This is a genomic window from Sphingomonas dokdonensis, from assembly GCF_002197685.1.
Lineage (GTDB): Bacteria > Pseudomonadota > Alphaproteobacteria > Sphingomonadales > Sphingomonadaceae > Sphingomonas > Sphingomonas dokdonensis.
In genome coordinates, this window is the sequence record NZ_NBBI01000004.1 from 313289 (window position 1) to 336549 (window position 23261).

19 protein-coding genes are annotated in these 23261 nt (G+C 67.6%); 6 read left to right on the forward strand and 13 right to left on the reverse strand.

The genetic code is table 11. The features are described 5' to 3' along the window. Positions 1 to 67 precede the first annotated feature (67 nt). From SPDO_RS12310 to SPDO_RS12330, 5 genes are all read right to left on the reverse strand, one after another. Positions 68 to 1297, reverse strand: a complete 1230-nt coding sequence (locus SPDO_RS12310) for an SAM-dependent methyltransferase (protein ID WP_088367775.1) — start codon at positions 1295 to 1297, stop codon at positions 68 to 70. 18 nt (positions 1298 to 1315) lie between these two features. Continuing rightward, positions 1316 to 2059 (reverse strand): molybdopterin-dependent oxidoreductase, encoded by a 744-nt coding sequence (locus SPDO_RS12315; RefSeq protein ID WP_088367776.1) that lies wholly within the window; start codon positions 2057 to 2059, stop codon positions 1316 to 1318. Then, positions 2056 to 2754 (reverse strand): cytochrome b/b6 domain-containing protein, encoded by a 699-nt coding sequence (locus tag SPDO_RS12320; protein WP_088367777.1) that lies wholly within the window; start codon positions 2752 to 2754, stop codon positions 2056 to 2058. The genes SPDO_RS12315 and SPDO_RS12320 overlap by 4 nt, the downstream gene beginning before the upstream one ends. A gap of 70 nt (positions 2755 to 2824) precedes the next feature. Beyond that, positions 2825 to 3583 (reverse strand): sulfite exporter TauE/SafE family protein, encoded by a 759-nt coding sequence (locus SPDO_RS12325; RefSeq protein ID WP_245829444.1) that lies wholly within the window; start codon positions 3581 to 3583, stop codon positions 2825 to 2827. A 75-nt stretch (positions 3584 to 3658) separates the two neighbouring features. After that, positions 3659 to 4483 carry a class I mannose-6-phosphate isomerase gene (locus tag SPDO_RS12330; protein ID WP_088367779.1) on the reverse strand — a complete coding sequence of 275 codons (825 nt, stop codon included), beginning with the start codon at positions 4481 to 4483 and terminating at the stop codon, positions 3659 to 3661. 132 nt (positions 4484 to 4615) lie between these two features. Here SPDO_RS12330 and SPDO_RS12335 point away from each other — a divergent pair, with 132 nt between their 5' ends. Genes SPDO_RS12335 through SPDO_RS12355 form a run of 5 tightly spaced genes read left to right on the forward strand, consistent with a single transcriptional unit; the run spans position 4616 to position 9904 of the window. Beyond that, entirely contained in the window at positions 4616 to 5662 is a 1047-nt protein-coding gene (locus tag SPDO_RS12335) for an outer membrane protein assembly factor BamD (RefSeq protein WP_088367780.1), read from the forward strand. Between the two features lie 34 nt (positions 5663 to 5696). Further along, positions 5697 to 7352, forward strand: coding sequence for a DNA repair protein RecN (gene recN, locus SPDO_RS12340; RefSeq protein WP_088367871.1), 1656 nt, complete (start codon positions 5697 to 5699; stop codon positions 7350 to 7352). Positions 7353 to 7398: 46 nt separating this feature from the next. After that, positions 7399 to 9015: an NAD(P)/FAD-dependent oxidoreductase gene (locus SPDO_RS12345; protein WP_088367781.1), complete on the forward strand. Its 1617-nt coding sequence runs from the start codon at positions 7399 to 7401 to the stop codon at positions 9013 to 9015. Next, positions 9012 to 9551, forward strand: coding sequence for a pseudouridine synthase (locus SPDO_RS12350; RefSeq protein WP_088367782.1), 540 nt, complete (start codon positions 9012 to 9014; stop codon positions 9549 to 9551). The genes SPDO_RS12345 and SPDO_RS12350 overlap by 4 nt, the downstream gene beginning before the upstream one ends. Further along, positions 9548 to 9904, forward strand: a complete 357-nt coding sequence (locus SPDO_RS12355) for a reverse transcriptase-like protein (protein ID WP_245829446.1) — start codon at positions 9548 to 9550, stop codon at positions 9902 to 9904. The genes SPDO_RS12350 and SPDO_RS12355 overlap by 4 nt, the downstream gene beginning before the upstream one ends. Here the strand turns inward: SPDO_RS12355 and SPDO_RS12360 are convergent, their stop codons facing one another. Genes SPDO_RS12360 through SPDO_RS12375 form a run of 4 tightly spaced genes read right to left on the reverse strand, consistent with a single transcriptional unit; the run spans position 9905 to position 14202 of the window. Beyond that, a complete protein-coding gene (locus SPDO_RS12360) occupies positions 9905 to 10834 on the reverse strand; it encodes an ornithine cyclodeaminase family protein (RefSeq protein ID WP_211280079.1) in 930 nt (309 codons plus the stop codon). It lies immediately after the preceding gene. Continuing rightward, on the reverse strand, positions 10831 to 11724 hold the full coding sequence (locus SPDO_RS12365) for a bile acid:sodium symporter family protein (RefSeq protein WP_088367783.1): 894 nt from the start codon (positions 11722 to 11724) through the stop codon (positions 10831 to 10833). The genes SPDO_RS12360 and SPDO_RS12365 overlap by 4 nt, the downstream gene beginning before the upstream one ends. Then, positions 11721 to 12854, reverse strand: a complete 1134-nt coding sequence (locus SPDO_RS12370) for a dipeptidase (RefSeq protein WP_342746675.1) — start codon at positions 12852 to 12854, stop codon at positions 11721 to 11723. Before SPDO_RS12370 ends, SPDO_RS12365 begins: the two co-directional genes overlap by 4 nt. Further along, a complete protein-coding gene (locus SPDO_RS12375; RefSeq protein WP_088367785.1) occupies positions 12847 to 14202 on the reverse strand; it encodes an amidohydrolase family protein in 1356 nt (451 codons plus the stop codon). The genes SPDO_RS12370 and SPDO_RS12375 overlap by 8 nt, the downstream gene beginning before the upstream one ends. 189 nt (positions 14203 to 14391) lie before the next feature. Here SPDO_RS12375 and SPDO_RS12380 point away from each other — a divergent pair, with 189 nt between their 5' ends. After that, positions 14392 to 15735, forward strand: a complete 1344-nt coding sequence (locus SPDO_RS12380) for a M24 family metallopeptidase (RefSeq protein WP_088367874.1) — start codon at positions 14392 to 14394, stop codon at positions 15733 to 15735. A 297-nt stretch (positions 15736 to 16032) separates the two neighbouring features. Here SPDO_RS12380 and SPDO_RS12385 read toward each other — a convergent pair whose 3' ends face one another. The 4 genes from SPDO_RS12385 to SPDO_RS12400 form a co-directional block, all read right to left on the reverse strand. Continuing rightward, positions 16033 to 17385 (reverse strand): M24 family metallopeptidase, encoded by a 1353-nt coding sequence (locus SPDO_RS12385; protein ID WP_245829448.1) that lies wholly within the window; start codon positions 17383 to 17385, stop codon positions 16033 to 16035. 15 nt (positions 17386 to 17400) lie between these two features. Further along, complete coding sequence (locus tag SPDO_RS12390) at positions 17401 to 18651, reverse strand: M24 family metallopeptidase (protein WP_245829450.1); 1251 nt, start codon at positions 18649 to 18651, stop codon at positions 17401 to 17403. After that, positions 18648 to 20060 (reverse strand): M20/M25/M40 family metallo-hydrolase, encoded by a 1413-nt coding sequence (locus SPDO_RS12395; RefSeq protein ID WP_088367786.1) that lies wholly within the window; start codon positions 20058 to 20060, stop codon positions 18648 to 18650. The genes SPDO_RS12390 and SPDO_RS12395 overlap by 4 nt, the downstream gene beginning before the upstream one ends. Positions 20061 to 20132: 72 nt before the next feature. Next, positions 20133 to 23186: a TonB-dependent receptor domain-containing protein gene (locus tag SPDO_RS12400; RefSeq protein ID WP_088367787.1), complete on the reverse strand. Its 3054-nt coding sequence runs from the start codon at positions 23184 to 23186 to the stop codon at positions 20133 to 20135. Between the last annotated feature and the right edge of the window lie 75 nt (positions 23187 to 23261).

A 23261-nucleotide genomic window follows, 5' to 3' on the forward strand; every position in this document is an offset into this window, starting at 1 on the left:
TCCCGGCATCCACCCATCCGCATATCAAACAACAACAATATAGACCGCGGCGGCCCGGCACGGCGATTCAATCCCCACGCAGCGCCCGCTCGCCCTCAAACATGTAATCGCGCGTCAGCGGCACCGCATGGCGGCTCTTGGTCAGCTGCACCTGGTAATTGCACAGCCCCCCATTGCGGAACGCCGCCGCTGCCCCCGCAAGATAGAACGTCCACATGCGGAAAAACCGCTCGTCATACAGCGCGACGATCTGATCCCTCGCCGCCACCGTCCGGTCGTACCAATGGTCGAGCGTATAGGCGTAATGGACGCGCAGCACTTCGATGTCGGTCGGGAACAGCTTGCACCCCTCATACGCCGTCACGATCTCGCTCAGCGCCGGGTTATAGCCGCCTGGAAAAATATATTTCGCGGTCCAGTCGTCGGTCACCCCGGGCTTCCCCATCCGCCCGATCGTGTGCAGCAGCATCACGCCGTCGTCGCTCAGCAACTCGCGGCACTTGCGGAAGAACGTGCGATACTGCGGCGGCCCGACATGCTCGAACATGCCGACCGAGACGATCCGGTCGAAGCTCCCCTCGACGCGGCGGTAATCGATCAGCTCGAACTTGACGCGATCCGCCACGCCCGCTTCGGCGGCACGATCGCGCGCCACCTTCAGCTGTTCCTCGGACAGCGTCACGCCCAGCACGTCGACGTCGAAATGCTTGTGGAGGTACAGCGCCATGCCGCCCCAGCCGCAGCCGATGTCGAGCACGCGCATTCCCGGCTTCAGCGCCAGCTTGGCGGCGATATGCGCCTTTTTGTCTTCCTGTGCCTGCTCCAGGCTGTTGCCCGGATCGGTGAAATAGGCGCAGCTGTATTGCTTGTCGCGATCGAGGAAGAGGTCGTACAGCCGACCCGACAGATCATAGTGATGCGCCACATTGCGCTTGGAGCGGCGCTCCATGTTGATCCGGTCGGCGCGATATTTCACCGCGTTGAACGTGCGCGCGGCGAGCCCCGGCTTCAGGTTCTTCTGCCCCTTCTCCCACGCATCGTTGCGCTTCAGCAGCTCGACGAGATCGCGAATGTCGCCCTGCTCGACGATCAGCCGCCCGTTCATGTAGCATTCGCCCGCGCCCAGCGCCGGATTGCGCGCGATCGCCAGCGCCACGCCGCGGTCGGCGAAGCGGATCGTCACATCGGGAAAGTTGGGATCGGGCGTGCCAAAGGTGCGCGGCGGCGCCTTGGGACGATAAAGGGTCAGGGTGCCGCGCTTCACCGCGCGGGAGAGAAACAGGTCGATCAGTGCCATCGGCCGCACCCGTAACAATCAGATGCCGGCATACCAATCGTAATCGACATTATCCTCCCAATAGCCGCCCTTGCCCTTGCCGATCCCATCGAGGCTCGCGACCGCATCGATCCGCATCAGATATTTGGCGTGCTTGTAGCCCAGCTGCCGCTCCACCCGCAGGCGACACGGCGCACCGTTCATCACCGGCAGGAACCGATCGTTCAGCGCCCAGGCCAGGATCGTCTGCGGGTGAAAGGCATCCACCAGGTCGATCGATTCGTAGTAAGGCGCGCCGCGATATTGGTCGGCGCAGGTGAACACGATGTAGCGCGCGCCGTCGCGAATCCCCGCCGCCTTCAGCACGTCGCCCAGCGTCGGCCCCTGCCATTTCGCGATCGCGCTCCATCCTTCGACGCAATCGTGCCGCGTGATCTGCGCGCGCTGCGCAAAGGCGCCGAGGTCTTTGAGGCTCAGCGAGAGCGGCCGCGTCACCAGTCCGCCGATCTGCAAGCGCCAATCGGCAAAGTTGCCGGCACGCAGCGCGGCATAGTCCGCCGTCCCCGGATCGCGCGTGCCGTTGGGTCGAAAGAACGGCGATCGCTGCTCGGGCGTGAATTCGGGCGCCAGCGCGTTGCGGTTCACCAGCGCGCGTTGCAGCCCGCGATGCATCTCCTCGCCCATGAACAGGATGCGCCGCGCCGCCGGCTGCTGGATCACCTTGTCGCAACCGGCCAGCAACGCCGCCGAGCCGACCATCAGATTACGCCGACCCACCATCATGGCTTGGGCTCCTCGGGCACGCGCCACCAGCCGGTGATCATCGACCTGGTCTCATTGATCGCCCCCGCCAGGATCACCAAAGCGAGGTGGATGACGGTGAACCCCGCCAGCCCGATCATGCACAGGAAATGGATCGACCGCGCCGACTGCCGCCCGCCGAACAGGTCCAGCAGCCACGGCATGCCAGCGTTCATGCCCGGCGACAGCGCCAGCCCGGTCAGGATCACCAGCGGCAGCAGGATGAAGATCACCGCCACATAGCTCAGTTTCTGGAAGATGTTATACGCCGTCGGATGCGCCGGATCGTGGAAGCGGAGCGCCAGATGCTCGCGCAGGTCCGCCATCAGATTGCGCGGCGACAGGTCGCTCCGCCGCACCCGCAGCTTGCGCGCGAAATGCCGGTTGGCCAGGCTCACGATCATATACGCAAGCAGCCCAAAGGCCAGCACCAGCGCGAAAAACAGATGCCACCGGCGCGAGATCGCGAGATTGTAGCTCGCCGGGATCGTCAGCCACGATGGAAAGCGCGGCAGCTCCCACCACGCCGGATCGAAGTTCGCCCCATAGCTGCCCCAATAGAGCCGCGGATGCGCATTGGAGATGCCCAGCCCCGATCCGATCAGAATGAAGATCGAGACGGCATTGATCCAATGCCACAATCGGGTCGCGAGGCGATGTCGAAAAACGGTCTTCATCGCGCGTGACGCTAGCACGAATCCACGGCGGTCACACCTCTGGCCGGCACTGACGAAGACGAGGCCGATCTTATCCGTAGGCGCGCCAGAAGAACACCAAGGTGGTCGCGCCCGATACCAAAAGCGTCCACACCCGCACCGCCCCACTAGGCAGGCGCTTGCCGATATGCGCCCCCGCCCAGCCGCCGACGATCCCGCCCAGCAGCATCGGGATACACGCCGCCCAGGCGATCATGCCGAAACTGATGAAGATTACCGCCGCCGCCGCATTGGCCGTGGTCAGCATCAGCGTGCGCGGCGCAAAGGCATCGCGCGGGTTCAGCCCGGTCAGCAGGCCATAGGTTGCGGTCATCATCAGCCCGATGCCCCCGCCGAAATAGCCGCCGTACACGCCAAGCACCGCCTGCGCCGCAATCAAGGCGCGCGGCCCGATTGAGAACCGCCGCGACAGCCACACCGACGCGCGCTGCCCAAAGGCGAGAACGACGAACGCGTACAGCACCAGCCATGGCACGATCACGTCGAACGTGCTCGTCGGCGTCACCACCAGCAGCAGGCTGCCGATCAGCCCCGCCACGAACGTCACGCCCCCCAGCACGCGCAGGCTGACCCCGCCGACCGGCGCCAGCTCGTCGCGAAAGGCCCAGCTGCTCATCGCCGCGCCCGGCAGCAGCGCGAAATTGGAGGTGGCGTTGGCGATGTTCGCCGGCTGGCCGATCGCCAGCAGCGCCGGCATCGTCGCAAACGAGCCGCCGCCGGCTAGCGCATTCATCGCACCGCCGACGAAACCGGCCACCGCCATGAGGATAAGGGGAACAAGATCAAGCACGCGCCGCCCTTCGCGGGAAGCGCGCGCGATGTCGAGCCGCTTGCGCTACCAATCACGCAAGCGGCCCGGCGAAAATTACAGCCGTGTCGTGCCCGTATAGGCGAACAACAGGTCCGCATCGTCGGAGGCGTGGAGCTGCTCGGGCCCCTCCACCAGCACGCACTCACCCGCATGCCAGGCAACGCCGCCGACCACGCCCTCGCCGCGGATCGGCACCAGCCAGCCGGATTTCCCCTCGGGCAGCGTGATGTCGCGCTTGCCGCCGTTCCAGCGTTCCAGCACGAACTTCGGCCCTTCCACCAGGATCTCGCGTCCCGGCTCGATCACGCCCGGCCGGGGCGGCGCGACATAGGGCGTCAGCTCCGCCACCGCGACGCCGTCGTCCAGGTGCAGCTCGCGCGGCCGCCCGTAATCGTACAGGCGGTAGGTCGTGTCCGAATTCTGCTGCACCTCGATCAGCGTCAGACCGGCGCCGATCGCGTGGATCACGCCCGAATGCGAATAATAGAAATCGCCCGCCTTCACCGGCTTCCAGTCGAGCTTGTGCTCGATCGATCCGTCCAGCGCACTTTCGCGCAGCTCGTCGGCGGTCATCGGCTGCTTGGGGCCGATCGCGATCGTCGAATCCGGCTTGGCATCCAGGATCAGCCAGCATTCGTCCTTGCCACGCGGCAGGCCGCGCTTCTGCGCTTCCTCGTCCGACGGGTGATCCTGCACCGACAGCTTTTCGCTGGTGAACAGATATTTGATCAGCATGTCCGGCTCATCGGGATGCGGCGACTGGAACCACACCTCGCCGATCGGCTCGCCATCGGCCGAGGGATCGGGGAAGCCCGGATATAAAGTGTGCCTGCCCCACGGCTTTTCGACGCGCTTGGTGGCCAGCAAGGTTGCAGTCATGTGTGTCCCCGCAATGATCGGCTTTGTCTCTATCCTCTGAACGCCGCCCGAACCAATGCGTTTCGCGCCATATCCGATCACACGCGTTTCAGCATTGTTCGCACGCGCGGCCCTGCGCTAAAGGCCACCACGATGCGTAACATTCCGTCTCGTCCGCTCGTCGCCCTGATGCTCGCGGCCATGGCCCTGCCGATCGCCGGCTGCGCCCGCAATCGCGCCGGCGGCGACCTGCCCTATGTCGCCCGCGACGTCGGCACTTTGTACAGCGCCGCGCGCGAAAAGCTCGATCAGCGCCAGTACAAGGTCGCCGCCGCGCTGTTCGACGAGGTGGAGCGCCAGCACCCCTATTCGATCTGGGCGCGCCGCGCGCAGCTGATGGGCGCGTTCAGCAATTATCTCGCGAAGAACTATACGGAGGCGATTCAGGGTGCGCAGCGTTTCCTGTCGGTCCACCCCGGCAATCGCGACGCGCCTTATGCCTATTACCTGATCGCGATGAGCTATTACGAGCAGATCAGCGACGTCACGCGCGATCAGAAGATTACCGCGCAGGCGCAGGATGCACTGGGCGAGCTCACCCGACGCTACCCCAACACGCGCTACGCCGCCGATGCCCGGCTGAAGATCGACCTGGTGCGCGATCACTTGGCCGGCAAGGAAATGGAGATCGGCCGTTTCTACGAACGGCGCGGCCAGTGGCTCGCCGCCACCTTGCGCTTCCGCCGCGTGGTGGATGAATATCAGACGACCACCCACACGCCCGAGGCGCTGATGCGCCTGACCGAGACCTATCTGGCGCTCGGCGTGCGCGAGGAGGCGAAGCGCGCCGCCGCCGTACTGGGCGCAAATTACCCGGAAACCTGGTGGTATCAGCGCGCCTTCAACCTGGTGGGCGAAAACCCGGTAAAGCCGATCGCGCCGCTTGCCCCAGGCGAGCAGGTGATCGCCCAGCCGACCGTCGCGCGTCCCGAAACGCCGGTCCGCAAGCAGGTGGACGTGCTGCCGGTCACCGGTGCGCCGACGCCGCGCGCCGAGGCCCCCGGTGCGCCCACGCCCGCGACCACGACCGGCGGCGCCGGCGCGACGCCGGGTGGCAATGCACCCTCCACCGCCACGCCGACCGGCGTTCAGCCCGGTGCGCCGCCCGCACCGGCGAGCGACGCGCCGCAGGACCAGTGAGGCACCGCCCGGCGCGCCGGGCGTTGACACCATCATGCTGACCGCGCTCTCGATCCGCGACGTGGTGCTGATCGAGGCGCTGGACCTCGAATTCGGCGCCGGCCTTGGCGTGCTCACCGGCGAAACCGGCGCGGGCAAGTCGATCCTGCTCGACGCGCTCGGCCTGGCGCTCGGCGCACGCGGCGACAGCACCCTCGTGCGCCACGGCGCCGCCCAGGCCAGCGTCACCGCCACGTTCGAGGCGCCGGCCGACATCGCCGCGCTGCTCGACGAGAACGGTATCGAGAGCGACGCCGGCGAGCCGCTGATCGTCCGCCGCGTCGTGAAGGCCGATGGCGGCAGCCGCGGCTTCCTCAACAATCAGCCCGCCTCCGCCGCGCTGCTGCGCGAGCTTGGCACGCGGCTGGTCGAAATCCACGGTCAACACGACGATCGCGGCCTGCTCAATCCGCGCGGCCACCGTGCGCTGCTCGACACCTTCGCGCGGCTCGACACCGCCAGCGTCAGCGCCGCGTGGCAGGCATGGCGCACCGCCGACACCGCGCTCGCCGCCGCCCGCGAGGAGATCGAGGCCGCCGCGCGCGATCGCGAATGGCTCGATCATGCCGTCGCCGAGCTCGACGCGCTGGCCCCCGAAGCGGGCGAGGAGGAACAGCTCGCCGAGCGCCGCCGCACCATGCAGCGCTCCGAAAAGATCGCCGAGGATCTGAACGCGCTGATCGATGCGCTGGAGGGGTCCGACGGCGCTCTCTCGAACATGCGCCAGGCCGCGCGCATCCTCGATCGCATCTCCGCCGACCACCCCGCGCTCGCCGAGGCGCTCGCCGCGCTCGACCGCGCGATGATCGAGGCAGGGAACGCCGGCGAGCAGGTCAGCGACGCGACTCGCGCGCTCGCCTTCGATCCGCGCGCGCTGGAGGATGACGAGGCGCGCCTGTTCGAGCTGCGCGGCATGGCGCGCAAGCATCGCGTCCAGCCCGACGATCTCGCCGCGCTTGCCGACGAACTGCGCGCCCGCCGCGAACGGCTGGAGGCCGGCGAGGAAGGCATCGCCGCGCTCGAAGCCGCCGCCGCCGCCGCGCGCAAGACCTATGTCGCCGCCGCTGCCGCGCTCTCCAAGGCACGCACCGCCGCCGCCGCCCGGCTCGACGCTGCGGTGATGGCCGAGCTGCCCCCGCTGAAGCTCGATGCTGCCCGCTTCCGCACCGCCGTCGTGCCGCTGCCCGAGGAGCAATGGGCCGCCGCCGGTCAGGACCGCGTGGAATTCGAGATCGCCACCAACCCCGGCGCGCCCTTCGGCCCGCTGATCAAGATCGCCTCGGGCGGCGAGCTTTCCCGCTTCATCCTCGCGCTCAAGGTCGCGCTGGCGGAAGAAGGCGGCGCGGCGACGATGATCTTTGACGAGATCGATCGCGGCGTCGGCGGCGCGGTTGCCTCGGCGATCGGCGAGCGGCTGCATCGCCTGGCGCAGCGCACCCAATTGCTCGTCGTCACCCACTCGCCGCAAGTCGCCGCACGCGGCGCCGCGCACCTTCTGATCGCCAAGCGCAACGACGGCGTCGTCACCCGCACCGGCGTCCGCCAGCTCTCCGAGGCCGAGCGGCGCGAGGAAATCGCGCGGATGCTCTCGGGCGCCACCATCACCGACGAGGCCCGCGCCCAGGCCGATCGCCTGATCGAAACCGCCTGATCCCACGCGTTGGCGCGACGCCGCCCATCCCTGTAAGAACACGCCGATGATCCGCCTGAGCGAACTCAAACTCCCGCTGCACCACCCGGACGAGGCGCTGCCCGCCGCCATCTGCCGCCGCCTGCGCATCACCCCGCGCGAGCTGATCCGCTTCACCATCGCGCGCCGCGGCCACGACGCGCGCGACAAGAGCAACATCAGCCTCGTCTATTCGCTCGACGTCGCGGTAAAGAACGAAAGCACCGTGCTCGCCAAGTTCCGGCGCGACCGCGACGTTCAGCTCACCCCCGACACCCGCTACCACGTCCCCGTCACCGCCGCCGCCGACGCGCCCCGCCCGGTGGTGATCGGCGCCGGCCCGTGCGGGCTGTTCGCCGCGCTGATCCTCGCGCAGGCCGGCTTTCGCCCGATCGTGCTGGAACGCGGCAAGGTGGTGCGCGAACGCACCAAGGACACCTGGGGCCTGTGGCGCCGCAGCGAGCTGAACCCCGAATCGAACGTACAATTCGGCGAGGGCGGCGCCGGCACCTTTTCCGACGGCAAGCTCTACAGCCGGATCAAGGACCCCCGCCACCTCAACCGCAAGGTGCTGACCGAATTCGTCAAGGCCGGCGCTCCTCCTGAGATCCTGACCGAGGCGCATCCGCACATCGGCACCTTCCGCCTCGTCACCATGGTCGAAAGCATGCGGGCGCAAATCGAGGAGCTCGGCGGCGAATACCGCTTCTCCACCCGCGTCGACGGCCTCGACGTGGAGACGGACGGCTCGGGCAATCGCCACCTGCGCGGCCTGCACCTCCACAACGGCGACTATCTCCCCGCCAGCCACGTCGTCCTCGCCGTCGGCCACAGCGCGCGCGACACCTTCGCGATGCTGGTCGATGCCGGCGTACACGCCGAGGCGAAACCCTTCTCGATCGGCGTGCGGATCGAGCATCCGCAATCCTGGATCGACCGCTCGCGCTTCGGCCATGAGGCGGGCAACCCGATCCTGGGCGCCGCCGAATATCATATCTCGCATCACTGCTCGAACGGCCGCACCGTCTACAGCTTCTGCATGTGTCCGGGCGGCACGGTGGTCGCCGCCACCTCGGAGGAAGGCCGCGTCGCAACCAACGGCATGAGCCAATATTCGCGCAACGAGCGCAACGCGAACTCGGGCTTCGTCGTCGCGATCGACCCCGCGCGCGACTATCCCGGCGATCCGCTCGCCGGCATCAAGCTCCAGCGCCATTGGGAGGAGCGCGCCTTTGTCGCCGGCGGCAGCAACTACAAGGCGCCCGCGCAGCGCGTCGGCGATTTCCTCGCCGCCCGCCCGTCCGCCACGCTCGGCAGCGTCGTCCCGTCGTACAAGCCGGGCGTCACCCCAACCGACCTTGCCGACTGCCTGCCCGATTTCGCGATCGCCGCGATGCGCGAGGCGCTGCCGGTGTTCGGCCGCCAGATCAAGGATTACGACCACCCCGACGTCGTCATGACCGGCGTTGAAACGCGCACCTCCTCCCCCGTCCGCTTCGGTCGCGGCGAGGACGGCCACAGCCTCAACACGATCGGCCTGTTCCCCGCCGGCGAGGGCGCCGGATACGCCGGCGGCATCCTCTCCGCGGCGGTCGACGGCATCAAGACCGCCGAGGCCGTCGCGCGGAGCATCACGGGCGGATGACGCTCCTCCTCTTCAACAAGCCCTATGGCGTGCTCAGCCAGTTCACCGACCGCAGCATGCCCGAGGCCCGCGCCACCCTGTCCGATTACATCAACCAGCCCGGCGTCTATCCCGCCGGCCGGCTCGATCGCGACAGCGAGGGGCTCCTCTTGCTCACCGACGACGGCCGCCTCCAGGCGCGCATCGCCGACCCCAAGTTCAAGCTGCCCAAGACCTATCTCGTCCAAGTCGAGGGCGAGCCGAGCGAGGACGCGCTCGCCCGGCTGCGCAGCGGCGTTTCGCTGAAGGACGGCTCAACCCGCCCCGCCGAGGCCGAGCGGATCGACGACCCCGCGCTCTGGCCGCGCGATCCGCCGATCCGCTACCGCGCCGCCATCCCCGATTGCTGGCTCTCGCTCACCATCCGCGAAGGGCGCAACCGCCAAGTCCGCCGCATGACCGCCGCGATCGGCCACCCCACGCTGCGGCTCGTCCGCTGGCGCATCGGCGACTGGACGCTCGCCGATCTCGCCCCCGGCCAGCACCGGCAGGCGTGAAGATCTTCTTCGACGGCGGCCTGCGCCCGCTGCCCGCCGGCATGGAGTTTGCGGTCGTCGCCGCGGGCCGCAGCCATATCGAGCGCGGGCTCGGACCCGGCACGAGCATGGCCGCCGAATGGCTCGCGCTGATCGCCGCGCTACGCCTGGCGAACCAGCTCGACCTTGCCGACGCCGTCCTGCTCGGCGATGCCGCCGCGGTGATCGCGCAGGCGAACGGCATCATCAAAGTGCCCCGCGCGCACCACGCCCATCACGCCGCCTACCTCGCGCTGCCCCGCCCGCCACGCTTCCGCCTGCGCCACATCAAGCGCACGCAGAACCTCGCCGGCATCGCGCTGGAAAAGGGCTGATCAGCCCTCGCTGGCGCACAACCAGGCAGCGCACGCCAGATCCTGCACGATGCTGCCCAGCGACTTGTACATTGTCACGTCCGCCGCCGCGGTCCGCCCGGCGAGCGTGCCCGCAAACACCTCGCCGATTTCGCCCAGCACATGCGCGTCATCCACCAGCCCCTCGGCCTTGGCGCGCAGGAACTCCGCGCCTTGGCTCAGCACGCCCTCGCGATGATCAGCAAAGAAGCGGCTGCGCGCCACCAGATCGGGCGCGATCTCCACCGGCCCCGCCCGGCTCGAGCCGACCGCATTGATATGCGTCCCCGCCGCCACGTCGCCGGCGAACAGGATCGGCTCCGCCGCCGCCGTCACCGTGCAGACGATCCCCGCGTCCGCCACCGCGTCGCGCACCGCTGCGGCCACGTCGCACCCCAGCTCTTCCGCCAGCGCCGCCGCCTTGCCGGCATCGCGTCCCCAGATCGTCACCCGCGCCAGCGGGCGCACCGCGCGGATCGCCAGCACATGCCGCTGCGCCTGCTCGCCCGTGCCCAGCACCGCCAGCTGATCCGCATCCGCCCGCGCCAGCGCCACGGTCGCCGCCGCCGATGCCGCCGCAGTGCGGATCGCCGTCACCTCGCCCGCATCCACCACCGCCACCGGCGCGCCGCTCGCCCGATCGAACATCACGATCAGCCCCTGATGCGACATGCCGCCCCGCGCGACGTTCCCCGGAAACACGCTCACCAGCTTCGCCCCGAACGGCCCCGCATCCAGCGCGCCCGGCATCACGCCAAAGGCATTCTCGCCATCCAGGTCGATGATCCCGCGCAGCAGCTGCCGCGTGCGCCCCTGCGACAGCGCCACCATCGCCTCGCGCACCAGCGGCACCGCCACGTCATAGGTCAGCCGCCGCGCGACCTCCGCCGCGTCGATGAACCGGATGCTCATGCCATCGCCTCCTCGCGCGCGATCCGCCCCTTGAACCAGCGGATCAGCAGCGTCGCGTTCAGCAGCATCACAACGCCATAGATGTTCTGCGTCACCGCCAGCGGCAGGCTGCCCAGCACCGTCAGCGTCAGGAACAAGGCCAGGGTGGCGTTCTGCACCCCCGTCTCGATCGCCAGCGTCATCCAATCGCGCTGGTTGAGCCCCAGCACCCGCCCGACGAGCAGGCCGAACGCCATCGCCGCCGCGTTCAGCGCATAGATCGCCGGCGTCGCCGCGAGCAGGTTCTGCACCACCATGTCGAAGCTGACGATCACCGAAAAACCGATCACCGCCACCAGCACAATGAACGCCGTCGGCCGCAGCCGCTGCGCCATCACCGCCGCCGCGCCAGGCGCGAACCGGCGCACCACCATGCCAGCCGCGATCGGCGCCAGCGTGATCCGCGCCAGCTGCCCCATGGTGCCGACGATATCGAGCTGCGGCACCGCGCCGCCCCCGCCATCCAAGAACCACGGCACCGCCCAGCGCAGCAGCAGCGGAATGGTGAACACCGTCACCACACTGGTCATCAGCGTCAGCACCACGGCCAGCGCCAGATTGCCGCGCCCCACGAACGTCAGTGCATTGGAGGTGGTCCCCGCCGGGCAGATGGAGATGATGAACAGCCCCAGCGCCAGCTCGGGCGAGAGGCCGAACAGCGCCCCCACACCCAGCCCGAGCAGCGGCAGCACCAGGAGGTGCGTCGCCAGCCCCGCCACCGCCGCGCGCCCGCCCGACAGGATCGCGGCAAAGTCGCGCAGCGCCAGCGTCAGCCCCATGCTGAACATGATCAGCGCCAGCCCGATCGGCACCAGCGCCTGATTGACGAAGGCGATCGCCTCGGGGCTCATGCCCCCCACACGTCGCGCGCGTACCGAACGAAATTCCGCCCCATGATCTTCTCGATCCGCGCCGCCTTGTGACCGCGCCGCTCCAGCAGCGCGATCAGCTTGCGAAACTGCCCCGGCCCGCTCAGATCCTCGACGAACGGCAGCGTGTCGGGGTTCTCGCCCTTGGCGCCGATCCCCGCCGCCCGCCGCGCGGCAATCTCCTTGCGCCCGGCCGCGCGATAGGCCGCCATGTCGTCCACCGCCGTCGTCCCGCCATCGGTGCCGATGCCGACATGATCCTCGCCGCACACCGCAATGGCATGCTCGATATGCGCAACCACGTCCGCCGCACTCGCAACGCTCGTCGGATTGAGGAACGGCATGAAGTAGATGCCGACGAACCCGCCGCGTTCGGCCACCAGCCGCAATTCGGCATCCGTCTTGTTGCGCGGCAGGTCGGTCAGCGCGCGGCAGCCGGTGTGGTTGATCGAGATCGGCTGCTGGGACAGTCGCGCCGCCTCCAGGCACGTCCGCTCGCCGCTGTGCGACAGGTCCACCATCACGCGATTGGCATTGAGCCGCTCGATCACCGCGCGCCCGAAGTCGGTCACGCCGCCATTCTCCGGCGCCATCGATCCGCTACCGGCCTTGTTGGCGGGATTGTAGGTCAGCTGGATCACCCGCACGCCAAGGTCGGCGAACACGTCGGCCCGGGTGGCATCGTCGCCCAGCATCGCGGTGTTCTGAAAACCATAGATCACGCCGACCCTGCCCGCCTCATGCGCGCGCAGGATATCGGCGGCGGTCAGCACCTTGGCGAGCGCGTCCGGGCGATTGCGGATACGCCAGTCGAACAGCCCGATCTCGCGCACCGTCTGCTCGAACGGCTCGTCCGGCCCGGCGACATAGCCCAGCGTCACGTTCACCGCGCTCATGCCCGAGGCGAGCGCATCCTTCACCACCCGCGCGCTCAGCGGCGTACGCGTGTCGCGCGGCGCGACGCCATCGCCACGCGGCGCATTGGGGTCGGAAAAGCCGCCCAGCGCATTGACGATCAGCATGTCGCGCTTCGCCGCGGACGGCTGCTGCGCGATCGACGGTGCGGCGCTGGCCGTCACCATACCGGCCAGAAAGGTGCGTCGATCAGTCACGGCCCAGTTCCTCCGCAGTCACCGGCTTGAAGGCGCCGCGCTGATAGTCGCGCCCGCGCTTCACCGTCATCACCACGCTGCGCATGTTGGCGATGTCGGCCAGCGGATCGCGCGCCAGCACCACCATGTTGGCGAGCTTCCCCGCCGCGATCGTGCCCTGCGTCGCTTCCTCGCCCATCGTCTTCGCGCCCGTCAGCGTCGCGGCGCGGATCGCCTCGGCCGGCGTGAACCCGGCCTTGCCGACCAGCAGCTCGACCTCGTCGAACAGCCCCGGATAGGGCGCACCCGCCGGCGTGTCGCCGTCGGTGCCCGCGGAAATCTCCACCCCCGCCTCGTGCGCCTGCGCCGTCAGCGCCGCGGCCAGATCGAGCGAGCAATAGGGCGGCGGCCCACCCGCCTTTGCCCGCTTTTCGCCCTCCTGATACACGCGCAATGTCGCATCCAGCAGCATCCCGCGCGCCTTCATCGTCGCGAACAGCCCGCCCATCACCGGATTGTTGCGCGCGATGAACGGCGCGGGGTCGATCACCACCCGCTGCTGATAGGTCGCGGGCCGCTTCGCCACCGCCTGATAGGCAAGATAGCAACTGTGCGAGACGACATCCGGCCCCGCCGCGATCACCTCGGCCGGCGGCGTCGGGAACACCATGCCATGCGCCCACACCTGCATTCCCTGTCGATGCGCCTCCGCGGTGATCTTCGCGATCAGGTCGGCCGGCAGATTGGCGTAGATCTTGATCGCCGTCGCACCCGTGCCCTTGGCGCGCGCCACGGCCAGCGGGAGGTCGGTCTTGTCATCGATCGCCTGCATCCACGCGCCCGTCCCCGGCTTGATGCCCGCGCTCACCGCCAGCGTGCGCGGATCGTCGAAGAAGCTCGGGCCGGCGAACAGTGCGGCATAATACAGGTCGGGCGAAGCGATCTCGCCCACTACCGCGGCGCGCGCGATCTCCGCCACCGATCGCAGGTCGTCCGCCATGATCCGCGTCGCGGTGATCCCGCTATACAGGTCGCGCCGCATCAGCGCCTCCGCGCGGCGACGATTGGGCGGCGTCGCGATATGCTGATGGCTGTCGATCAGCCCGGGCAACAGATAGCGCCCCTTCAGATCCACGACGCGCGCGCCCTTCAGCAGCGCCGGCGTCACCTTCGCATCGGGCATCACCGCGTCGATCCGCTCGCCGCGCGTCACCACCGTCATGTCCGCTGCCGCTGGTCCGCCGGTCCCGTCGATCAGCGTCGCATGGCGGTATAGCACCGCGGCCGGCGCGGCGCTGTCGTCCGGCGCAGCGGCGGCGCCCATCGGCACGGCCATGGCCATTGCCGCCACCATCAGCCTCACGCGCATCCTGTTCCCCCCGCTCGAACCCGTCGTTACCTAACGATCGGCTCGCCGTTGTCACGCGTCAGGCCGTTGCTCCAAACGCAAACGTCCGGTGCGGCAAACGCGCCGCTCCGGGGGTGTCAATTCGATCGTGGCCTTGTAGCATTAGCGAACAGTTGTTCGTGATGTGAACACAAGCTTTTGGGGGAATCGATGTCGGCACTTCTTCTGGCCATGGCGCTCGCCGCCGCACCGGCCACGGCCACCACCCGCGGCGCCGAGCTCCAGATGCCCGCCATCCTCCCGCTCGAGCGCCGCGCCGAGACCGAGGATCGCTGGCTCAAGCTCCGCTTCGAAAAGGTGCTGCCCACGCTGATGCGCCGTGACAAGGTGCAGATGTGGGTGCTCGTCGCCGGCGAGTATAACGAGGATCCGGTGATGGCGACGATGCTGCCCGCCACCTGGCTGCACGCGCGCCGCCGCACCATTCTCGTCTTCTTCGATCCGGGCGAGGGCAAGCCGATCGAGAAGCTCGCGCTCGCCCGCTATCCCGTCGGCGATTTCCAGCCCGCCTGGAACCCGGACGAGCAGCCCGATCAATGGGCCGAGCTCGCCAGGATCATTGCGGACCGCAACCCCGCCACGATCGCGCTCAACCGCTCGGAAGGCTTCCCGCTCGCCGATGGCCTCAGCTCCACCCACTATGAGGCGATCGTCCGCGCGCTCGGCCCGGACATGGCAAAGCGCCTCGTCTCGCACGAACGCCTCGCGCTCGGCTGGCTCGAAACGCGCATCCCGGAGGAGATGGCCAGCTACCCGATCGTCTCGCGCATCTCGCATTCGATCATCGAGGAGGGGTTCTCCGAACGCGTCATCACGCCCGGCGTCACCACCTCGGACGATGTGGTCTGGTGGTTCCGCAACCGGATCAATTCGCTCGGGCTCGACACCTGGTTCCAGCCCAGCGTCGCGATCCAGCGCGCCGATGGCGGCAAGTTCAGCGTGCAGGAGATGGGCCATCGCGGCGACACGATCATCATGCCGGGCGACATGCTCCACGTCGATTTCGGCATCACCTATCTCGGCCTCAACACCGATATCCAGCGCCTCGCCTATGTGCTGAAACCGGGCGAGACACAGGCGCCCAAGGGCCTGCGCGATGGCTTGGCGGCGATGAACCGCGTGCGCGCCGCCACCATCGCGGCGTTGAAGCCGGGCCGCTCGGGCAACGACGTGCTCGCCGCCGCCCGCCGCCAGGTCGAGGCCGAGGGGATCGACGGCACGATCTATTCGCACCCGATCGGCTATCACGGCCATGGCGCGGGTACCTGGATCGGCGCCTGGGAAAGCCAGAAGCCCGCGCCCGGCCGCGGCGACTATCGCATCGACCCCAGCACCGCCTGGTCGATCGAGCTGAACGCGCAGAAGAACGTGCCCGAATGGGGCGGGCAGAAGGTCCGCTTCATGCACGAGGAAAACGGCTTCCTCTCCCCCGACGGCACCTTCCGCTTCCTCGACGGCGGCCAGGAGGAGTTCATCCTCCTACCCCGCCCCTGACCAGAACGGCGCTTAAGCAAGGCTGAGCCTCAGCCGAGCGGATCACGACGGCAATCACATAAACTGCGTCACCCCGGCCCTGTGCCGGGGTCCACTGTTCCGCAAAATAGACGCAATAAAGCTCGCGGCACCCTGGATGCCGGGACAAGCCCGGCATGACGGATGGAATGATGCATCGCTCCCGTTTTACCTCGATGAACGGTTCGACTCGCGCAGCGCTATCACAAAAAAGAAGGGCCCCATCCGTCGCCGGATGAGGCCCAGTTTTGGGCACGGGATGAACCGGTCAGCGGCGCCTCAGCGGTCGCCGATCAGGTGAAACTTGGTCTGGCGCCCGTCGATGTAGCGAACGGTCTTGCCGTCGAAGAAGGCGTCTTCCTCGCTCTTGAAATCGACCATCTGGCCGCCCCACTCGGGCACCGCCTTGGTCGCCATTAGTTCGATCGACCAGGCGATGTTCGGCCGCAATTTGTATTCGCCGGTCGGCACGAACTTCTGTTCTTCCGACAGCCCGATCGAGCTGCCCGCGCCATGGCCGTGATAGCCGATCGGGTGCGAATAGATCGTCGGCTTCAGCCCCGCCGCGATCGCCTTCGCCCGCGCGCGGTTCAGCACCTCGTTGCCCGTCGCGCCGACGCGAAACTCGCTGGTCACCGCGTCCTGCACCCGGTTGTTGTCGCGAAGCCCAGCCTTCAGCCCGGCCGGCGCGTCAGTCTCGCCATCGCGCAGCACATAGGCCACATGCTGCGTGTCGGTCATGAAGTTCAGATAGTTGATGCCGAAATCGACGCGCAGCATGTCGCCCTTCTGGATCACACTCGCCTTTTCGCGCAGCACGCCCGGCACCCCCTTGCGCGTCACCTCGACCGATGGGTGAAACCACGAACCGAGCCCAAGGTCCGCCACCCGCTGGCGATACCACCAGACCAGATCCTCGTTGGTCGTCACCCCCGGCTTCACCACCGCGGAGGAAAAGCCCTCGCCGATGATCGCATGCGCCACGCGCACGATCTCGGGATAGACCTTCATTTCCTCGGGCGTGCGAGTCTCAAGCCAGCCGATCGCCAGCGGATAGCCCGAAACGATGCGGCCCTGCTGCTCGGGCGTCAGCGCCTTCGTCAGGTCGGTATATTGGCTGTGCGTCAGGCCGTCGCCGAACGCCGTCAGCGAGGAAATGTTGAGCGCGATCTTCTTCGGATTACGCTCCGCGATCAGCTCGCGGACACGCGCGAACTGGTCGGGCTGCTTCTCCATGTCCCACACCGGCGTGTAGAGATCGCCCATGCCGTGCTTGCTGACGACCAGCCGCTCGATCGGCTTGCCGTTGCCGGGATCGAAGAAGATCAGGATCGTCCGCCGCCGCGCGCGCAAATTGGTCGCGTTCAGCATCGTCGAGACGACCGGGTCTTCCAGATATTCGCGCGCGATCAGCACCCACATGTCGATGCCGTTCTCGCGCATCAGCTGCGGCAGCACGGTTTCGAAGCGGCGCTCCAGCCACGCATCGCGCAGCTGCGCCTGATCGCGCAGGCTCATGATCTTCGGCATGGCCGGCGACATGGACTGTTCTTCCTGCGCCATAGCCGCGGGCGCGAGCGCCACCATGGCGAACGCAGCGGCGCCGCCCAACAGGCTCTTCAATCGTGGCATTGCGCCCTCCCCTTGTTATCCGAACGGCTTGTCGAGCGACGATGGCGGCTGCGTGAAGAAGCGCGGCCCCCGCTCGGTCATGTAAAAGCAATCCTCGATGCGGATGCCGAACTTGCCCGGCAGATACAGCCCCGGCTCGTTCGAAAAGCACATCCCCGGCGCCAGCTTCGTCGTCTCGCCATGCACCAGGTTCACCGGCTCGTGCACGTCAAGCCCGATGCCATGCCCGGTGCGATGCGACAGCCCCGGTAGCGCGTAGCGCGGGCCGTAGCCAAGCTTCTCGTAATAGCTTCGCACCGCATCATCGACGCTGCCCGCGGCCACGCCGACCTTTGCCGCGTCCATCGCCACGTTCATGCCCTGGCGCATATGGCCGAACACACGGCGCTGCTCCGCGGTCGGCTCCCCGAAGACGAAGGTGCGTGAGATGTCGGAGACATAGCCGTGCATCGTGCAGGTGCAGTCCATCAGCACGACGGTGCCTTCCGCCACCTTCAGCCGCTCCTTGGAGCCATGCGGCAGCGCGCTGCCCGGCCCCACCTGCGCGCTGCTCGACGCGCGCTGGCCGCCGAACCGCGTCAGCTCGGCTTCCATGATCGCGTTGATGTCGTTGCCGTTCATCCCCGCCTGCACCTGGCCGTGCGTGGCGCGGTACGCCGCGATCATGATGTCGTTGGCGCGCTGCATCAGCGCGATCTCGGCCGGGCTCTTGATCATGCGCAGCGCATTGACCGGCGCGGCGCCCGAGACGGTTTTCAGACCAGGCAGCAGCCGCCGAACGCCATCGACGATGAAGAAGCGCGCCGTCTCCTCCACCGCCAGCGTGCCGGCATCGAGCTTCTTTTCCTTCAGCCAGCCGGCGATCACCGCAAAGGGGCTTTCGTCCTCCTGCCACACCCGCACCTCGCCCGGCACGTCGAGCATTTCGCGGATCGACGGCTCCTCGAAGAACGGCGTTACGATCAGCACCGGGCCCTCGGCCGGGATCACCGCCGCCGTGGTCCGCTCGCTGCGCCACCAGTCGACACCGGTGAAATACACGAGGCTCGATCCCGCCTCGACCAGCAGCGCCGACAGGTTGCGGCGGCGAAGCTCCGCCTGCATCCGCGCCAGCCGCGCCTCACGCTCGGCGCGGCTGATCGGCGCAATCGGCGGCCACGACGGCGCCGCCGCGCCCTGCGCCAGCAACGCACCAGGCATGGCGATCAACGCCGCGCCAGCCGCCGCCCCGCGCATCACGTCGCGCCGCGCAACAGCCCCGATCACTTACGGCTCCCCAGATCGCGCAGCAGGTAATCCCAATAATCGAGCTGCTTCAGATACGCGTCGATCGGCACGCGCTCGTCGGTGCCATGCGCCCGCGCATCGTCCGCCTTCAGCGCCAGCGCGCCCGCGCCATAGGTCGGGATGCCCGCCGTGCGGAACTCGCGCCCGTCGGTGCCGCCCGACGACATGCTCGGCTTCAGCTCGACCCCCGGATAGGTCGCGTCCATCGCCTTCTGCAGCCGTGCGAACAGCGCCGGGTTCACCGGCGACACCGGGCTTTCCACGCCCTCGCCGACCATCGCCACGGTCAGCTTGTCGTTGTTCAGTGTCTTGGCGATCGTCGCCCGCACGTCCTCCACCTTGGTGCCCGGAAAGATGCGGCAATTGACGTTCGCGGTCGCATTCTGCGGCAGCGCGTTGGGCGCATTGCCCGCCTCCAGCATCGTCGCGACGCAGGTGGTCCACAGGATGTTCGCCTGATGCGGATATTTCTCCGCCACCGCGCGCGCCGCGGCATCGTTCGGGTTCTTGAGCAACGTCGTCAGCGCATTGCCCAGCTCGCCGCCCTTCTCCTTCGCCAGATCGGCGACCATGATGCGCGTGATCTCGTTGAACTGCACCGGAAAGCGCAAGCCCTCCAGCTTCACCAGCCCGCGCGCCAGGTCGTAGATCGCATTGTCCGGCATCGGCGCCGAGCTGTGGCCGCCCGGGTTCTTCGCCGAGATGGCGTAATTGGCGTAGGTCTTCTCCGCCGCCTGGATGTTGAAGCGGTACTTGCCGTCCTCGCCCTGCTGCCCGCTGCCGGCATCGGAATTGAGCGCGAACTCGGCGCGCGACACCAAGGGATGCTTGGTCAGCGCCCGCGTCGACAGCATGCCGGTTTCCTCGTCGCCCGAAAAGGCGAGCAGCAGGTCACGCTCGGGCACGAAGCCCGATTTCTTCAGCCGAATGAAGCTGGCGACCAGCGCGGTCACGCCCGCCTTGTTGTCGGTCGACCCACGGCCATAGATATAGCCGTCCTTCTCGGTCGGCACATACGGGTCGGTGGACCAGTTTTCCTTCAGCGCATCCACCACGTCCATGTGGCCCAGGAACGCGATGGGCTTCGCGCTCGGGTTGCGGCCGGCGTAGCGGACCACCAGCGCGGCGGTCTTCTCGCCCTCCGAATCCACCGGCACAACCATGATCTCGTCGGCCTTGAACCCCGCCTCGCGCAGCCGCTTCGAATAATTCTCGATCAGCGTCGGCACCTGCCCACGGCCGCGCGCCGTCGGCGTCGCGATCGCTTCCTCCAGCATCTGCCGCGCCATCGCGCGATCGGCGTCGGTCACCGGCGCGGCGGCGGCGCTCAGCGCACCTGTGGACAAAGCGGCCGCCAGCGCAGCCCCGGCATACCAACGCACCTTCATGATCTTATCCCCACCCAAAAACGATAACCGGAGGCGTAACAGCGCACGCCCCCGGTTCAAGCGTCACGATCTTTAGAAACCGACCGAGGCGCTCAGGAAGAAGTAACGGCCTGCCGCATCATAGAATTGCGGATAGGTGTTGCCGTTGCCGCCATCCTCGATCGCCGCGGTGGTGGTGAGCGGCGGATCCTTGTCGAACAGGTTGTTGACGCCCGCGCGGAAGACCAGATCCTTGCGCACCGTGAACGCGGCGGCGAGGTCGAAGTAATTGCGCGCGCCCAGCTCGCGGTTCACCTCGGAGAAGCTGCCGGTCAGCGCCGGCTGGCTGCTGGTCTGCGAGATCTTCACCGACGAGACGTAGCGCCACGTGCCGGTCAGGCTGAAGCGATCGGCCGGCGACCAGGTCGTCATGAACTTGTGGCGCCATTCCGGCCGCGGACGACCGCACAGGCCGGCATACAGCCCCTTGCACTCATATACGTCGGACTGCGGCGAGTTGGGCAGCGGCACCGTCTTATACGAGTCGAGGTAGGTGCCCACCAAATTGAAGTTCAGGCGGCCGGCGTTGATGCCCAGATCGTCCAGGCGCATCCGGTAATCGACCACCACGTCGACGCCCTTGGTCTGCAGCGATCCGGTGTTGACGTTGAAGCGGCGGAAGAAGCCGTTCTCGCCCTGCCACAAGGATCCGCTGTCGGGGCTGCGCTGGATCAGGCTGCAGAAATACGGGTCGCCGTTCGCCAGGCAGTTCGAGATCGACAGGTTCGGGTTCACGCTGCCGACCAGGTTGTCGACCTTGATGTCGAAATAATCGACCGAGATGGAAAGCCCCGGCACGAAGCGCGGCTCGAACACCGCACCCAGCGCCAGCGTCTTGGCGGTTTCCGGATCGAGGTCCGGGTTGCCGCCGATCAGCGAGTTGAACTGGCCCGCCGGATTGTCGACGATGTTGCCATATTGCCCCGCCGTCACCCCGGTACGGGCGCATTGCGCCGCCGTCGCGATCGGGTTCGCGCCCGAGCACGGATCGTACGAGCCGTTGGCATTCTCGGTCAGCTCGACCTCGAACAGCTGCTGGCTGGAGAACAGCTCGATCACGTTGGGCGCCCGCACCGCCCGCTGATACGATCCGCGCAGGCGGAAATCGCGCACCGGCGACCAGTTCAGGCCCAGCTTGTAGGTGTCGGTCTTGAACCCGCTGTCATAGTCCGAATAGCGATACGCGCCCTCGAACGACAGGCTCTGGAAGAACGGGCGATCCTCCACGAGCGGTACGATCAGTTCTCCGAACAGCTCCTTCACCGCAACCGATCCGCTGATCGGCAGCTCCGGGCTGGCCGCCGCCTGGTAGATTTCGTCCGGCTGATAATCGACCGCGTTCTTGCGATATTCGTAGCCGAAGGCGACCGCGACGCCGGTGTTGGCGAACGGCGAGGTGAAGCCCCACTCGCCCAGGTTGCCGTCCACCGCCGCGACGATGTTGACGAGGTTGGTGTCGCCGGTGATCGACTTCACCTCCGCGACATAATCCACCGCATCCTGGCTGGCGGCACCGCTGAAATAGTTGAGCGGCGCGCAGCGCGCGTCATTGTTGTTGGGGTTCGCATCGGCGTTTATCGCGCAGACGATCTGCCCGGCCGAATTGCGCACCGCGTTGAACGCGTTGGCCGTCCGCTGGCGGTTCGCGTCGCCCGAGAAGCGGCTGCGATAGTTCACCTTCGAGTACAGGCCATAGACGTCGTACTTGAACGGCCCGCCGATGTCGCCACGCGCGCCCACCACGATGCGATAGCTCTGGTGCTGGATGTCGTCCTGGCGGTTGCCACCCTCGACGTTGCGGCGCGCGACCAGCACGCCGTTCGCGACCGACTGCGGGCCGACATAATTGCCCGCCGCGTCATAGATGCTGCCGGTCGACAGCCCGCGGCTGGTGCACAGATAGCTCGCCTGCTGCGCGCTCAGGAACGGATTGTCGCAGTTGATGCCGCTGATGCTGCCCGCGCCCACGGTGATGCCGGCACTGTTGGTGCCCGGCGCGATCTGCGCGACCGAGCGATCCTCCATGAAGCCCACCTCGAGATACGGGGTGAAATTCTCGTTCACCTCATAATGCGCGGTCGCGCCCAGCGTGTAGCGTTCGTCGGGGCGCTGGTAATAATTGTACGGCGCAAAGTTGTAGGTCAGCGTGCCCGGCACGAACTGCCCGTCGCGCGTCGCGCGGAACGAGGTCGGCAGGCCCGGGATGCGGCCCGCATTGGTGAAGTTTGCCGGATCGTTGGTGGCCGAGCCGCTGCACGAGAATTCGCTGCCGCCCGTCCCCGTCGCGCCCAGCGCGCAGGCGCTGTAGTCATAGTCGCGCTGCAGGATCGCGTTGACCTTGCGATAGGTGGCATAGCCGGTGACGTTGCCGCGGCCCTCGTCCAGATTGCCGCCGAACACCGCCGAGACCTCGGTGGTGAAGCCGTTCCACACGTTCTTGTCCGGCTTCAGATACGCGCCCGGCACCCGCTCGTTATTGCGGTCGAGCAGGTCGCGCAGGCCGTCGCGATCGTTGGTGTGCTGGTATCCGCCGATGCTGCCGGTGAAGCGAACGCCGCTGAAATTCTCCACGAGCTTGAAGTTCACGACACCCGCGATCGCGTCGGAGCCGTACACCGCCGATGCGCCGCCGGTCAGCACCTCGACCGACTGGATCAGCGGCGTCGGCACCTGGTTGATGTCCGACGGGATGTTCTTGGGCGAGCCGTACGGCAGGCGGCGGCCGTTGATCAGCACCAGCGTGCGCGACGGGCTGAGGCCGCGAAGGTCGACCTGCGCCGTGCCGGTCGCTTCGTTCGAATTCGCCGCGCCCTGCGCCGCGAACACCTGCGGCAATTGGTTGACGAGGTCTTCGGTGCGCACCGTGCCGCGGATCGCGAACTCCTCGGCCGCCACGGTCGTCACCGGGCTGACGCTTTCGAGATTGGGCGAGCGGATGCGCGATCCGGTGATGACGATATCGCCGCCGCCGCCGCTCGCCGTGGTGGCGTCCGCCGGGCTTTCCTGCGCCAGTGCCGGCATCGCCGCGCCGCCCAGCATCACGGCCGAACAAAGCAGGAAACGACGTAAATGTGACCTGTTCGTCATCGTATATCTCCCCGATTTTTGATAAAGAAATATCGTCCGTCGCCGGCTTCCCCCGCCGGCGCGGCGATCGTCTTG

Coding starts and splice junctions, on each gene's coding strand:
- SPDO_RS12310 (WP_088367775.1), bottom strand. CDS start 1,297: ATGGCACTGATCGACCTGTTTCTCTCCCGCGCGGTGAAGCGCGGCACC.
- SPDO_RS12315 (WP_088367776.1), bottom strand. CDS start 2,059: ATGATGGTGGGTCGGCGTAATCTGATGGTCGGCTCGGCGGCGTTGCTG.
- SPDO_RS12320 (WP_088367777.1), bottom strand. CDS start 2,754: ATGAAGACCGTTTTTCGACATCGCCTCGCGACCCGATTGTGGCATTGG.
- SPDO_RS12330 (WP_088367779.1), bottom strand. CDS start 4,483: ATGACTGCAACCTTGCTGGCCACCAAGCGCGTCGAAAAGCCGTGGGGC.
- SPDO_RS12335 (WP_088367780.1), top strand. CDS start 4,616: ATGCGTAACATTCCGTCTCGTCCGCTCGTCGCCCTGATGCTCGCGGCC.
- recN (WP_088367871.1), top strand. CDS start 5,697: ATGCTGACCGCGCTCTCGATCCGCGACGTGGTGCTGATCGAGGCGCTG.
- SPDO_RS12345 (WP_088367781.1), top strand. CDS start 7,399: ATGATCCGCCTGAGCGAACTCAAACTCCCGCTGCACCACCCGGACGAG.
- SPDO_RS12350 (WP_088367782.1), top strand. CDS start 9,012: ATGACGCTCCTCCTCTTCAACAAGCCCTATGGCGTGCTCAGCCAGTTC.
- SPDO_RS12360 (WP_211280079.1), bottom strand. CDS start 10,834: ATGAGCATCCGGTTCATCGACGCGGCGGAGGTCGCGCGGCGGCTGACC.
- SPDO_RS12365 (WP_088367783.1), bottom strand. CDS start 11,724: ATGAGCCCCGAGGCGATCGCCTTCGTCAATCAGGCGCTGGTGCCGATC.
- SPDO_RS12375 (WP_088367785.1), bottom strand. CDS start 14,202: ATGCGCGTGAGGCTGATGGTGGCGGCAATGGCCATGGCCGTGCCGATG.
- SPDO_RS12380 (WP_088367874.1), top strand. CDS start 14,392: ATGTCGGCACTTCTTCTGGCCATGGCGCTCGCCGCCGCACCGGCCACG.
- SPDO_RS12385 (WP_245829448.1), bottom strand. CDS start 17,385: ATGCCACGATTGAAGAGCCTGTTGGGCGGCGCCGCTGCGTTCGCCATG.
- SPDO_RS12395 (WP_088367786.1), bottom strand. CDS start 20,060: ATGAAGGTGCGTTGGTATGCCGGGGCTGCGCTGGCGGCCGCTTTGTCC.
- SPDO_RS12400 (WP_088367787.1), bottom strand. CDS start 23,186: ATGACGAACAGGTCACATTTACGTCGTTTCCTGCTTTGTTCGGCCGTG.